The sequence below is a fragment of the Streptomyces sp. NBC_00483 genome (assembly GCF_036013745.1).
In the GTDB taxonomy this organism is placed as follows: domain Bacteria; phylum Actinomycetota; class Actinomycetes; order Streptomycetales; family Streptomycetaceae; genus Streptomyces.
This window is the reverse complement of the sequence record NZ_CP107880.1, coordinates 8478732-8491971: the sequence shown is the minus strand read 5'-3', so window position 1 is coordinate 8491971 and position 13240 is coordinate 8478732. Positions and strand designations below refer to the sequence as shown.

The following is a 13240-nucleotide window of genomic DNA, read 5'->3' as shown; positions in this document are numbered from 1 at the left end:
TGGACTGGACCAGGGAATGCTTTGGACTAGACCATGCGATCTCTTTGCCCGCCGAGGCTTCGCGACCCCTCGGCGCCTACCGCTGCGCCCCGACCACCTCCGGCGCGAAGCTCTCGAACGTCAGCGGCCCGGTGTAGCCGATACCGGCGAGGGCACCGAAGAACGCGGGGAAGTCGATCGTCCCGGTGCCGGGAAGGCCCCGATGGCTCTCTCCGATGTGGACGTAGCCGAGCCGCTCGCCCGCTTCGCGCACGGGCGCGGCGAAGCCGACCTCCTCGATCGGCCGCCCGTACTTGCCGAGCCATGAGTGCAGCGGCCCCATCAGCCTCGTACTGCCCACCTCGACCGCCAGGTTCAGTGCTTCGCAGTGAGGATCCGGCGGTGGTGCGCCTTCCGGGCGACGAGTTGGCGGTGCCAGGCCAGCAGTGTGGTGGGGGTGACCGCGAAGGCCTGGCCCCAGCGCTCGCGCGAGACCAACCGCGAGAGCGCGGTGACGGTGGACAACGACATCGAAGGATCGTCGCAGATGCCGTGCAGGCCGGTCTTCTAGTCTGGGAACTACCAGGTCAGGTCACGAATCGTGTTTTCGAGCGGCATAGGCAATTCGGCGTCGCGTCCGCGCGCTTGCAGGCTGGACTCGCTGGGCGTTTGGCGCCGACTCCTATCGCCTCGGTAACCACACGGGCGAAAGCAGGCGAACCGCCAAGGGCAGCTGACATCCGTCGGTTCCGACTGTTGGCTGCTCAGTGAGCGGCCCTTGCGTGCTCGCTTGCAGCGCGCTCAGCAGCAGCGAGGACGGCTTCAACAGCAGCGGTATAGATCTGCTTCTGGCTCACACTGGTGAGGTCATTGATGTGCCGTGCGGTCACCGGGAACTGGCGCTCGGGCAGGTGCGAATAGACGCGGGCCCAGGCGGAGTCGTCCTTTTCGCGGTCCTCGGGGGCAAGCGTGCTGAGCGAGGCGGAGTGGGCGCAGAGGCCGAGGGCCGTGTCAATGAACGTGCGGTAGAAGAGGACCGCCTGGGCAGCAGGGAGGCCGGCGCGTTCAAAAGTGGAGAGCAGGAGCTCCACCATGCGGTACTCGGCAGGTCCGCCGGTTGTGCGGGCGAAGCTGAGCAGAGTGATGGCCGGGAACCGGTTCTGGTAAGCCCAGGTGATGTCGGCGATGCGCCGCAGAGTGTCCTGCCAGGTTTCTGAGGTGGGGACGTCACCGATCTCATCGAGCTCGATCTCGATCGTCCGCTCGCACAGCGCGAGAACAAGGGCGTCCTTGTCGCGGAAGAGCCGGTAGAGGATGGACACATCCACTTCGAGCTCGTGCGCCAGCCGGCGCATGGTCAAGCCGGCGACTCCTTCCCGTTCTGCGAGCCGGAACGCGGCGTTCACGGCGGCTTCCCGGCGCACGCTCCTGCGCTGACGCGAGCCGGTATTGCCGGCAGTGCCCACGGTGGGTGGTGCGGGGTGCTTCGCCATGGAGTTCGGTCCTCTCGGTCGAGGAACGACCCTACCAACGATGCACAACCACTGTTGCCAACACCGTTGACAACGTGAAGTTGAATCGGGTTCTGTAGCGCAGGTCACGCTGCGGCCCGTCCGGCAGACGGCCGCTGGCGTCCTCCCCCTGGCGTTATTGCTTCCGACAGGGCCCGTCCGTCACCTCAGGAGTGCTCATGAGCCGCCACCTACGCGTCGCCCTGGTCCAGACGCCCGCGCAGTCCCTCCGGGACTTTTCCGATGGACTGCGCAAACGCATGAAGTCCCCCAACGCCGCCCAGCTCGTCATCTATCCAGAGCTGCACCTGTGCTCGCTGGGCGTGGAGTCGATGTCCGAGCAGGAAGCCGTCGATGCGTACGCGGAGCCGCTCGACGGCCCACGCGACCGCGCTCTACGATCGCTCGCTCGCGAGCTGGGCATATGGCTTGTGCCCGGGACAGTCCTGGAACGCGCGGAGGACGGGTCCGTCTACAACACCGCCGTGGTCTACAACCCGGACGGGGAACGGGCGGCCCAATACCGGAAAGTCTTCACATGGCGTCCCTACGAGCCGTTCTGCCCGGGACGCGAGTTCGTCGTGTTCGACATGCCTGGACACGGACGGGTCGGCCTGTCGATCTGCTACGACAGCTGGTATCCAGAAGTCACCCGGCATCTGGCCTGGATGGGCGCGGAGTTGGTGATCAACCTGGTCCAGACCCCGACCACCGGCCGGACACAAGAGATCCCGCTCAACCAAGCAAATGCCATCGTCAATCAGGTCTGGGTCGCCAGCGTCAACGGCGCCTCCCCGACCGCCCATGGCGGGAGCCTGCTCGTCGATCCGGAAGGACACTTCCAGATCCCGGCCGCCGGTATGGAGGACGCCACTCTCGTCGGCATCGTCGACTTCGACCGGGTCGGAGCAGCCCGAACCTACGGCACGAGCGGAGACTCCTGGCCGTGGGACCACTTCCGAGAGGGAGACAGCCTCCTCGAACTCCCCCTGTACAACGGCTACATCGATCCATCCACCTGGCGCCCGACGACCCCGCCCCTGACCTCCACCGTGCTGCGTCCGACCGCCGGCAGCGGCGTCGCCGAAACCGGAGCAAAGGACGGCGGCAGCCATGAGCAGTGACCACGCAGGGCCCTCCCGCAAATTGTCGTTGGCCTCCGTGGTGACTTTCGGCCTCGCTTACATGGCGCCCAGCCTGGTGATGGTGCTGTTCGGCGTCGTCGCCTCCACGAGCGGGGGCACCGCCCCCACCGCATTCCTTGTTGCCACAGCAGCCATGTGTCTCACCGCTCTCAGCTACGCCAAGATGGCCCGGCACTTCCCCGTCTCCGGCTCCGCGTACGGATACGTGCGCAAGGTCTTGGGAGGCCGAGCCGGGTTCCTCGTCGGCTGGCTCGTCCTGCTGGACTACCTGTTCCTGCCGATGGTCGCCTGGCTCGTCCAATCCGTGTATCTCAACGTCCAGATCCCCAGCATCCCGGTCTGGGCATGGATGCTTCTGAACGCCGGACTGACCACGCTGGTCAACATCATCGGTGTGTCACTCGCCGACCGTGTCAACAAACTCCTGACAGCACTCGCGGTGTTCTTGGTGCTGCTGTTCGTCGCCTACTGCCTGATCCACCTGGCAGGCCATGAACCGCATTCGTACACGGCCCCGCTGTGGAACTCGGACAGCGGACTGGCAGGAGTGTCGGCCGCCGCTGCCGTCGCCGCCTATTCCTACCTCGGCTTCGACGCCGTCACGACGCTCTCCGAGGAGACGCGTGACGCTCACCGCACCATCCCGCGCGCCGTAGTCCTCGTGGTCGCGATCGGAGGCCTGCTGTTTGCCGCCGTCGCCTACATCATGCAACTCGTGCACCCCGGCGGACAGTTCACGAACCCAGACGTCGCCGGATACACCATGTCCATCGAAGTAGGCGGGCAGGCCTTCGCCGACTGGACGAACATGGCAACCATCATCGGTGGCTTCGCCTCTGGCCTAGCAGTGCAGCTCAGTTCCAGTCGCCTGCTGTACAGCATGGGCCGCGACGGCGTCCTGCCCCGGCGGATCTTCGGCAAGTTGCACCCGCGGACGCAAACCCCCGTACTCAGCCTCCTCCTCACCGGGGCCATGTGCCTAACCGGCCTGAACATCGATCTGCAGACCGCCACGTCGTTCATCAACTTCGGCGCTTTCACAGCATTCACCGCGGTCAACGCAAGCGTCGTGGTCTTCTACGTCCGCCACCGCAACTCGAGCCATGGGTTCCTCGGACATGTCGTCGTGCCGACACTCGGAGCCTGCGTCACCACCTACCTGATCACCCAACTCAGTACAGACGCGCTCACCATAGGACTGGTGTGGCTCACAGCCGGATGCGCCTATCTGACCTGGCTCACACGCGGGTTCCGTCGCCCCACACCGGAACTCAGTCTCGAAGATACGACCGGCACAGCTGAAGGTCTGGAGCGATCGGCAAGGACTCCGTAGTCGCGAAAAGGCACTCGGTCCGGTCACCCGGACTGGGTGTCCGGGCCCCAATTCAGGTCCCCCTCGCATGCGGCCCTGCCGCCACGCGCAAAGTCGCCCGCAGCTCATCGGCGGCCTGAGCAGCTCCGCTCCCATCCACAGCACCCACCCCTGTGTCCCTCCCCTGGACAGCAGTGGGCCAAGACGCTTCGTTCTCGTCCGGCCGTTCGCCTCCGTGCTCGCACGCCACCGAGCAGCGTGCACCCTCCTCAACCACTCGCGCCAGGAGACCCCGTGACCGCTCAACTCGCCCCCAACTGCGAACCCGACTGGGACGATGAGGAGAACGAAGACGAACCCGAACCACCCCCGACTTCTGCCACCAGCACATCCCACCCGGCACCCACCCCGACGACATCCACGACCTCCCCCTCGCCGGGAGCTACCCATGACCCCCGAACAACGCACCGCCCGCTACCTCACCACCACCGCCACCCTCCTCACCGCCGGCGGCATCTACCTCGGCATCACCGTCCACTGGTGGCTGACCCTCGCCTGCCTGTACGTCGCCGCGGTCCTCCTGTGGTGCGCGGCCTGCGAGCGAGCGCATCACCGCCGGCGCCTCGCCGAGCAAGAGCAGGCCCGCCGCGCTGCTCACCGCAAGGACCCCGCCGCCGTGCCGTGCTGCCGACTCGCCGAGCGCTCCGCCGGCTACACCCACGGCGCCGACTGCCTGCGCCCGCCCGGCCCCGCCCTCGACGGGGCGTGCTGCTCAATGTGGCTCATCACCAGCGGCAGCCTGCACAGCCCCCAGTGCCCCACCCACACGAGCAGGGGCAGCACCGGATGACCGACCGGAACCCCCTAGACGACCTCACCACCACTACGCACCACGATGCTCAGTGAGACACGTGCACATCACCTCGCCCTCCCACCCACCCGTCTCAGCGAAGCTCAACACCGCGGCCCTCGACGGGGGTTCACAAACCGGAGCCTCCGTCGCCAACGGCGCCCTCTGGCCCGTCCGGTCGACCGGCAACATGTCCTGACACTGATAGGCCGGCGGCTCCAACAACATGATCGCGTCACGTTCAGCTCCGGAAGACGAGCCCGTGTAGACCAGGCAGAACGAAGCCCCCGCATCACCGCCCGTAGACGGCGCTTGAACAACCCGAACCTGCTCCAACGCGGCAGCCTCCGGTTCGACTGCCGGAGTCGACGAACCCTCCGTCGACCAGGGTGAGGACACCGACCGCGGCGAGGCCGCCGATCACGGCAGCGCCGAGTACCGCGACGGCGATGAGAGGCACGCGACGCCAACTCGGCGGTTCGTCGCTCTGCGGCAACTGGACGATCGGGATGTTGCTGAGAGTGTCGCCGTTGTGGAAGCGGACGAGGTCGTCCTCGTCTGGGTGGGGCGGCTGGCCTGTCATGGTTCCCCCTGCTGCTCGCGGTAGTTGTCCTCAACTCCGATACGACTCTTCCGCACCCCAACTACCCGAACTGGATACCCTCTTGCCTCTTCCACCGGCCCCTTGCACTCTTTGAAACGGGTACGTCGCGATCCCCTGATCGTGCAGCAGACCCGTCGCCTTCATTTTCCCGGCCGTCGCCGCCCTGGCCCTCGCTCACGCTCCCCGACCCCTTCCGGGCCACGTCCCCCGTAGGCGACTCCGACAGGCAGGATCTCGAAGAAACCAAGACCGCCACGCCCCGGGACGAAGATTCTCCACGCCCACGCCACCCTCCGCTTCTCGCTACACGTCAAGACCCTTCTGCAAGGAAGGCCACCACAGCGTCCAGGAACTCCGCCTGCCCTTCGACGTTCGCCATGTGCACCGTGGGCAGGACAGTGAACCGCGCCCCGGGGACGGTCGCGGCGAGCTCCTTGCCGTGGTCGGCCGACGTGACGGTGTCGTGCTCGCCTGCGATGACCAAGGTCGGGTTGTGGATGAGTGTGGCCGTGCGGCGCAGGTCGTAGTCGCGCACCGCAGCCCAGCTGCCGGCCACGCCCTCGCGCCGCGTGGCGAGCAGTGTGCGACGGAAACCCTCGACAACCTCGTTGTCGCCCCGCAGCATGTGGGCCGGGAACCAGTTGTGCAGGAACCTCTCCGCGGTGACCTGCATGTCGGGGGCCTCCAGCAGTTCGGCGATCGGCTGATCCCACTGACTTGCCGGGCCGAGGTACGCGGCAGTGTTGGAGAGCACCAGACGGTCGACGCGCTCCGGAACATGGATCCCCAACCACTGCGCGACCATTCCACCCAGAGACAGCCCCAACACGTGCACCCGCTGCAGGCCCAGGGCATCCAACAGCTCCACCACGTCGCGCCCCAGCCGGTCGATGGAATACGGGCCGCTCGGGACATCGGAGGCGCCGTGGCCGCGCGCGTCGTAGCGCAGCAGCCGGAAGTGCTCGGCCAGCACCGGCACCTGGCCATCCCACATGTGGAGGTCGGTTCCTATGGAGTTCGAGAGCAGCAGCACGGGCTTGTTCTCATCGCCGTCGAATTGGTAGGCGATGCGGACACCATCTCCGGTGGTGATGGCGGTACGGGTTTGAGAAGTCATGTCAGCTCCAGTGATCCAGCGGCTATGAGCTCAGCCTATGGACGCCATCTGCAGAGATCTATTACAAAGATCGAACTCACAACGTAGGTTCTCTGGACAATGTCGAACTTCACGCTCCACGAATTGCAGTGCTTCAACGCCGTTGTGTGCGGCGGCGGCTTCCAGGCCGCCGCCGATCTACTGCACCGCTCGCACCCTTCCGTGTTCGCAGCGGTCGCCAAGCTGGAGCGCCAGCTGGGTGTGGACCTGCTGGATCGCTCGGGTTATCGGGTTCAGCTCACCGAGGCCGGGCACGCCTTCCACCGCAAGGTGCGCGTCCTGCTGCATGAGGCCGAGGAACTGCAGACCTACGCCGCGCAGTTGGCGATGGGCGAAGAGGCCGAGCTGCGCGTGGTGCTCGGGGACCTGTGTCCGCTTCCACCGGTGCTGGAGATACTCAGCAGCTTCTTCGCGCGGCGCCCGCAGACACGACTCCACCTGCAGTTCGAGACCGTCACCGGCCCCTGGGAGCGGCTGTTGGAGGACGAAGCCGACCTCATCGTGCACCGCGTCCCCAAGAGCGACATGCGGATGGAGTGCATCGATCTCGGTCGCATCGCGCTGGTGCCCGTCGTGGCGCCCGGCTTCCTGCCCTTCCCCCCGGACACCGACATCACACCGCAGCGGATGCAGGCCCTCACCCAATGCGTGGTCCGGGACTCGGCGCGACATCCGTCCGAGCAAGGCCATTTCCTGGTCGAGGGCGCGCCCCAGACCTCGGTCCCGGACCACCTCATGAAGAAGGAGCTGATCTTGCACGGCATGGCGTGGGGGCACGTACCGCGATTCATGATCGATACCGAGCTGCGCAACGGAAGCCTGCTTTCCATCGCCGGACAGCACTTTCCCGGTGTGGTCGAGGAACTCTCGGCAGCGCGCCGACGCGACCGGCCACACGGACCGGTCGCCGACCAGTTGTGGGACTTCTTGGCCCGCCATGCACCGGTCCTGAAGCCGACGCTGGGCCGTGTACCCAAAGCGAAGAAGAAACTGGAACGCGACAGTTGACGTCGTCGGAGCTCGGCCGATGCGCGCCATGCACCAAAGAACAACAGGTCCCGAGCGCCCTCATGCTTGTTCACAGGCTCTGATCTGTCTCATGAGACATAGCGAAGTCTGGTGAACGACCCGGACACCGTCCCGAGACGTTCTTCGGAGGCCTGGCACACGGAGCGAGCCTGCACCACGAACTGCAGTGCCTCGTGGCGGCCGGCCTCACGCCCGCACGCGCCCTGCGCTCAGCCACAGCGACCACGGCCCGGCGCTTCCGCCTCAGCGACCGGGGCCGCATCGCCGAGGGACTCCGCGCCGACCTCCTGATGGTCGACGGCGACCCGACGAGCAACATCAGCGACACCCTCAACACCCGCGCCATCTGGCGTCGCGGCACCCGCCTGTCAGCATGACCCCAGCACTGCCCCCAAGGGACATGACAGGCCGCTCCCTCTGGTTCAGGCCGGGGTGCGCAGGACCAGACCGGGGTGGATGTCATCCCTGTCGGTCACGACGGGACGGTTGGCGGCCGACAGCGCGCCCAGCGCGAGCAGGATCTTCTCCTTCTGCTCATGCCGATCACCGAAGTTGATGACTGACCTTGGCTGTTGAGATCAGTCCCGGAGAGCGAGGGTGGGGTAATCGGTGTATCCGGTGGGGCCGCCGGTGTACATCGCGTACTTGGCGCGGACGGCGTTGATCGGTGCGCCGGTGCGGATCCGGTGGACGAGGTCGGGGTTGGCGAGGAACGGGCGGCCGAGCGCGATGAGGTCGGCGCCGGTCGCGAGGAGACGTTCGGCGGCTTCCCGTCCGCCGTCGGCGGGGATCTGGTCGGCGGGCAGGACGGGGTTGGCGATGAGTGTGCCGGTCCAGAGTTCGCGCAGCCGGGCGAAGAGCGGTTGCGCGGGGTCGGCGAACGCGATGTGCAGGTAGGCCAGGCTCTTGCCCGCGTTGGCCTCGATCAGGGCCGGGTAGAGGGTGTCGGCGTCGGTGTCCGTGATGCCGTTGACGGTGTTTCCGGGAGAGATGCGCAGGCCGGTGCGTTCCGCGCCGATGGCGTCGATGACGGCGTCGACGACCTCGGTGGTGAAGCGGATGCGATTCTCGATGCTGCCGCCGTAGGCGTCGGTGCGGTGATTGGTGTTGGGGGCGAGGAACTGGTGGAGCAGGTAGCCGTTGGCGCTGTGGACCTCGACTCCGGCGAAGCCGGCGTCGACGGCGCGGCGGGCAGCGTCGGCGAAGTCGCTGATGGCCTGCCGGATGTCGTCGTTGGTCATCTCGCGCGGGGTGACCGCTTCCTGGAAGCCGGACGGGGTGTAGATCGGCTCGGGCAGCGGAATCGGAGAAGGAGCGATCGGTGTGAGGCTGCTGTTGTCAGGGTGGCCGACACGTCCACCGTGCTGGATCTGCAGAAACATCGGGCCACCGCCGGCCGCCTCGACGGCCTTCGTGACCTGGCGCCACCCGGCGGTGTGGGCGTCCGTGTGCAGGGCGGTGATGTTCGGGTACGTCTGGCCGACCGCGTTCGGGGTGGAGGCCTCCGCGATGATCGCTCCGGCGGTGGCGCGCTGGGCGTAGTACTCGGCCATCAGCGGAGTGGGGGTGCCGTCACTCTCGGCGCGGTTGCGGGTCATAGGGGCAATAACCAGGCGGTTCGCCAATTCGCGGGAGCCGAGCCGGGCGGGGGTCAGGAGCGGGGAAGTCGTCGTTTCGTTGGTCATGCGGTTACCGTAGAATCTGACACCAATGTGAGAATCAAGCTGAAGCGATGTGATCTGCGTCATGCGAATCGGTGGGCTGGCCCGGCGCACGGGTGTCAGTGAGCGCTCGCTGCGCTATTACGAGCAGGAGGGCCTGCTGTCGGCCGAGCGGACCCCTGGCGGGCACCGGGATTACGCGGAGGCGGCGGTGGCCCGGGTGCAGCGAATTCAGGAACTCTACGCCGCGGGTCTGTGCAGCTCGAAGATCGCAAAGCTACTGCCCTGCATGCGCGACAGTGACGGCGGCCCGGCCGCGACAGCGGACGATTTCCTGGTGAGTGAGCTGACGGTGGAGCGCGCCCGCATCGACAAGATGATCGAGGATTTGCAGCGCTCCCGTTCCCTGCTGGACGGCATCATCGACCACGCAGCACCAGCGAAGACGAAGATTCCTCCGACGCCGCAGGCGTAGGCCTGTTGCCCGACCCGGCGCTACTGACTTTGTTGGCGTGTTGCCGTGGGGGCTGACAGATGGTGGCGATGGCGGTATGCCCGGTGTATGCGGTATCCGCAAGGCGGTGACCTGACGGCCGAGCGGCGGACGTTTCGCGAGGACATCCGTCTGGAAGCGGCGGCCACAAGAGCGGAGGCCGGCGCAGCTTCGCCTGGACCGAGTACCGCGACCTGCTCACCTGTGCACACCAGCAGCTCGGCGTCCCGCTGGTCCTCGTCTGGGACAATCTGAACGTGCACCTGGATGCCCGGCTCCGCCGGTTCATCGACACACACGACTGGATCGCCTCCCTCCAACTACCGTCCTATGCACCTGACTTGAACCCGGTGGAAGGTGTCTGGTCGTTGCTCCGCCGTGCAGCGCAGTGCAACACCTCCTTCACCGACCCCGACCACCTGATGCGCGCCCTGCGTACACACCTTCGCGTCATCCAGTACCGGCCGGACCTCGTCGATGGGTGTCTCGCCGCAACCGGACTCACCCTGGCGACACCACGACAACAAAGTCAGTAATCACCAAGGCCTCAGCCGAGCGCCCGATCAAAGTGCGCCTGATGCCGCCCGGTGCGAGCTACCGGGCGGCATCGTTCTGACACCCAGCGGTTGAACTCCCATCAGGCGCATCGCACAGGCTCGATCAGGCAGCCATTGCGCCTCCTGCTCTCCGTGCACGCCATACGCTTGCGCTTCACGCGGTCTGGGGAGGCCGCTGTTCCATGGGGGATTCCATGAGCACCTACATTCGGCGTGCCGTTTTCCTGGCCGTTCCGGCCGTCCTCGTCGCAGTGCTGACGGGATGCTCCAGCGGGGACGCAGCCAAGGGTGAGGCGAAGCCGACGAAAGCGTCTGCGTCCTTCGCAGAGATGGACGCCGCCACGCCGGCCGAGGAACCGCCGGCCACCCAGGCGCCGGTGCTTGTCGCCGGAACAAACGGCCCCTTCGACGTCCACGACGACTCAGGCAACGCCGTGAAGACGCAGATGAACGTCAAGGTGGAGTCAGCGAAGTACGTGACGGCATCGGAACTCGACACGTCGAAAAAACCGGAGCACGGTCAATACGTCGCCCTCAAGCTGACGTTGAAGAACGTCGGCAAGGCGCCCGGTCGGTTCGCAGCGTACGGCGCAATGATGTGGCAAGACGCGAAGACCGCGCCTCAGGACTGCACCACGCTCGAGATCGTCGACGGTCCGGACCTCGATACGGAGTACGCGCCGGGACAGTCCGCGACAGGGACCGTCATCCTCGACATCCCGCGCAAGGGCGGCACCGTCACGTACTACGACGCCCCGGGTGCAGGCGCGTTCGCCGTGCTCCTGCCGTCCTCGACGCACCCGTAGCGTGGATCGTCGGAGACTTCACGGCCGGGATGAACATCCTTGGCCACCTGAGGCGCAACAGCTAGTTCTTTCAGAGGGCGACCTTCTTCGGAGGGTCGCCCTCGTTGCATCCCTGACGGCTCCCACCCTGCCCCGGACGCGGGCGTGGGCCTCACCCCGAAGGATCCGGAAGTGGTGTCGCCTCCCCCGCCCGTCAGCCTCAGTCGGCTTCGCGCAGGACACCGTCGAGGAAGTCGTTCAGCTGCGCGGTGGCGTCCAGCGGAAGGACGTGGGCGACGTATTGGTCGGGGCGGACCAGCACCATGCAGCCGCGGTCCCGGTCGATTCCGCGCAGGTCGAAGATGTCCGTGTGCTGTGGGTCCGGGCAGAAGGCCTTCTCGTGGTCCACCAGGGCGAAGCGGCCCTTGCGGGGGCGCAGCACCGCAGGCAGCGCGGTCGACTCAAGGGTGCGGTGCGGCTGCTGCAGGATCGCGCGGACGTCGAGGACCGCATCCGGTTCGGCGCCTACGGGGGTGAAGCGAGCCAACGGGGAGGCCGCAGAGGCGAGATGGTCGCAGAGTCGGCGGAACGGGCCGTCGGCGGCCTGGGGCCCCACCCGGTCGGCGAAGAGGTACAGCCGCCAGGCGCCGTCGGCCCGGGCCGCGTGCCCCAGCTGTACGGGCCGGGCATCGGCGAGTCGCACCACCGGCGCGGAGTGGAACCGCATCCCGATCGGGAAGCCCTTCGCGAGGTCCTGGTGCTCGCCGCCGCCCGTGATCATCGAGGGCTCGTAGCGGACGGACAGGCCGGCGGTGTAGCGGCCCTGGGCGCGGAAGTAGTCGGCGAACTGCTCCTCACCGTCCTCCGATGCGGCTGCGGGGGTGCCCGAGCCCGCAGCCATTTTGGAAGCGAAGTCGCGGTCGAAGTCGATGAGGTCCTGGGCGACCTGCTGCCGCTCGGCGGAGTAGGTGTGCAGCAGTTCGGGGGCGGCCGTGCCGGTCAGCACACCGGCGAGCTTCCAGCCGAGGTTGAAGGCGTCGGCCATCGACACGTTCATGCCCTGCCCGGCCTTGGCGCTGTGGGTGTGGCAGGCGTCGCCCGCGATGAAGACACGGGGCAGCCGGTCGGCCGTCTCACCGTCCGGCACGTCGTCGAACTTCGCGCACAGCCGTTGGCCGACCTCGTAGACGGCCCACCAGCCGACGTCCTTCACCTCGACCCGATAGGGACGCAGGATCCGGTTCGCGGCCGCGGCCAGGACTTCAGGGGTGACTGCACGCTCCCGCAGCAGATCCCCGTACCGCTCCGCGTCCAGCTCGATGTAGAGCCGCACCAAGTAGCCGCCTTCGCGCGGAATGATCAGGAGCGCGCCGGCCTCGGACTGGACCACGGACTTCAGCCGGATGTCGGGGAAGTCGGTGTCCACCAGGACGTCCAGGACACCCCAGGTCTGGTTCAGCGCGTCGCCCTCGAGCCGGCGCCCGATCGCGGTGCGCACCGCGCTGCGCGCACCGTCGCAGCCCACCACGTACTTGGCGCGCACCACGGATGTGCCGCCGGGGTGCTCCAGGGTCACGGCGACCGGATACTCCCCCGGGCCGTCCGGGCCCTCCGCTGCGCCCGCACCACCGGTGATCTCCACCGCACTCACCCGCAGCCCGTAGTGCGGGGCGATGCGGGCGGCCGAACCGGCCATGTGCTCGCGCAGAAAGTCCAGCATGCGGGCCTGGTTCACGATCAGGTGCGGCATCTCGGAGATGCCCTCCTCGACGTCCTGGATCCGCCCGGTGCGGACGATCGAGGAGCGGTCGGTGGGGTCGGGGCGCCAGAAGGTCACCTCGTTGACCTGGTAGGCCTCCTGCTTCAGTTGCTCGGCCAGGCCGAAGGCCTCGAACATCTCCACGGTGCGGCAGGCGACCCCGTCGGCCTGCCCCACCTGCAGCGGCCCGTCCTTGCGATCCACTACCAATGTCCGGATCCCGGGGAAGGCGGCCAGCTGCGCCGCCAGGACCAGGCCGGCCGGACCACAGCCGACGATCAGCACATCGGCGGTCTCGGGCAGGCCGGCCTCCAGGTCCTGGGCGGCGGGGTGTGCCTCCTTCACCGAAGGGTCGCCGGGACGGTATCCGTCGAGATGAAACTGCACGATGCGAACTCC

Annotated in this window: 13 protein-coding genes and 2 pseudogenes; 8 read left to right on the top strand and 7 right to left on the bottom strand. The window is 67.2% G+C overall.

The window, feature by feature from the left end:
• Positions 1-76: 76 nt before the first annotated feature.
• The 3 genes from OHA73_RS37890 to OHA73_RS37880 form a co-directional block, all read right to left on the bottom strand.
• Entirely contained in the window at positions 77-340 is a 264-nt protein-coding gene (locus OHA73_RS37890) for a sugar phosphate isomerase/epimerase family protein (protein ID WP_327657367.1), read from the bottom strand.
• A gap of 14 nt (positions 341-354) precedes the next feature.
• Positions 355-510 carry a hypothetical protein gene (locus tag OHA73_RS37885; RefSeq protein WP_327658650.1) on the bottom strand — a complete coding sequence of 52 codons (156 nt, stop codon included), beginning with the start codon at positions 508-510 and terminating at the stop codon, positions 355-357.
• A gap of 233 nt (positions 511-743) precedes the next feature.
• Positions 744-1472 (bottom strand): TetR/AcrR family transcriptional regulator, encoded by a 729-nt coding sequence (locus tag OHA73_RS37880; RefSeq protein ID WP_327657366.1) that lies wholly within the window; start codon positions 1470-1472, stop codon positions 744-746.
• Positions 1473-1669: 197 nt separating this feature from the next.
• Between OHA73_RS37880 and OHA73_RS37875 the strand changes: the two genes are divergently transcribed.
• From OHA73_RS37875 to OHA73_RS37865, 3 genes are all read left to right on the top strand, one after another.
• The gene (locus OHA73_RS37875; RefSeq protein ID WP_327657365.1) at positions 1670-2614 is read left to right on the top strand and encodes a carbon-nitrogen hydrolase family protein; all 945 of its coding nucleotides are present in this window, start codon (positions 1670-1672) and stop codon (positions 2612-2614) included.
• Positions 2604-3968 carry an APC family permease gene (locus OHA73_RS37870; protein ID WP_327657364.1) on the top strand — a complete coding sequence of 455 codons (1365 nt, stop codon included), beginning with the start codon at positions 2604-2606 and terminating at the stop codon, positions 3966-3968. The genes OHA73_RS37875 and OHA73_RS37870 overlap by 11 nt, the downstream gene beginning before the upstream one ends.
• A gap of 427 nt (positions 3969-4395) precedes the next feature.
• Complete coding sequence (locus OHA73_RS37865) at positions 4396-4797, top strand: hypothetical protein (protein WP_327657363.1); 402 nt, start codon at positions 4396-4398, stop codon at positions 4795-4797.
• Between the two features lie 292 nt (positions 4798-5089).
• Here the strand turns inward: OHA73_RS37865 and OHA73_RS37860 are convergent, their stop codons facing one another.
• The gene (locus OHA73_RS37860) at positions 5090-5380 is read right to left on the bottom strand and encodes a hypothetical protein (RefSeq protein WP_327657362.1); all 291 of its coding nucleotides are present in this window, start codon (positions 5378-5380) and stop codon (positions 5090-5092) included.
• A 331-nt stretch (positions 5381-5711) separates the two neighbouring features.
• Complete coding sequence (gene pcaD / locus OHA73_RS37855; protein ID WP_327657361.1) at positions 5712-6518, bottom strand: 3-oxoadipate enol-lactonase; 807 nt, start codon at positions 6516-6518, stop codon at positions 5712-5714.
• 99 nt (positions 6519-6617) lie between these two features.
• Between pcaD and OHA73_RS37850 the strand changes: the two genes are divergently transcribed.
• Both OHA73_RS37850 and OHA73_RS37845 read left to right on the top strand, forming a co-directional pair.
• Complete coding sequence (locus tag OHA73_RS37850) at positions 6618-7565, top strand: LysR family transcriptional regulator (protein WP_327657360.1); 948 nt, start codon at positions 6618-6620, stop codon at positions 7563-7565.
• Positions 7566-7696: 131 nt separating this feature from the next.
• Positions 7697-7963 (top strand): annotated as a pseudogene (locus tag OHA73_RS37845) (amidohydrolase family protein); the annotation flags it as partial.
• A 201-nt stretch (positions 7964-8164) separates the two neighbouring features.
• Here OHA73_RS37845 and OHA73_RS37840 read toward each other — a convergent pair.
• Positions 8165-9271, bottom strand: coding sequence for an alkene reductase (locus tag OHA73_RS37840; protein WP_327657359.1), 1107 nt, complete (start codon positions 9269-9271; stop codon positions 8165-8167).
• Positions 9272-9332: 61 nt separating this feature from the next.
• Between OHA73_RS37840 and OHA73_RS37835 the strand changes: the two genes are divergently transcribed.
• The 3 genes and pseudogenes from OHA73_RS37835 (at position 9333) to OHA73_RS37825 (ending at position 11103) form a co-directional block, all read left to right on the top strand.
• On the top strand, positions 9333-9722 hold the full coding sequence (locus tag OHA73_RS37835) for a MerR family transcriptional regulator (protein ID WP_327657358.1): 390 nt from the start codon (positions 9333-9335) through the stop codon (positions 9720-9722).
• Between the two features lie 164 nt (positions 9723-9886).
• Positions 9887-10276 (top strand): annotated as a pseudogene (locus OHA73_RS37830) (transposase); the annotation flags it as partial.
• A 203-nt stretch (positions 10277-10479) separates the two neighbouring features.
• Complete coding sequence (locus tag OHA73_RS37825) at positions 10480-11103, top strand: DUF4352 domain-containing protein (RefSeq protein ID WP_327657357.1); 624 nt, start codon at positions 10480-10482, stop codon at positions 11101-11103.
• Positions 11104-11302: 199 nt separating this feature from the next.
• Here OHA73_RS37825 and OHA73_RS37820 read toward each other — a convergent pair whose 3' ends face one another.
• Positions 11303-13228 (bottom strand): FAD-dependent monooxygenase, encoded by a 1926-nt coding sequence (locus OHA73_RS37820; protein ID WP_327657356.1) that lies wholly within the window; start codon positions 13226-13228, stop codon positions 11303-11305.
• Between the last annotated feature and the right edge of the window lie 12 nt (positions 13229-13240).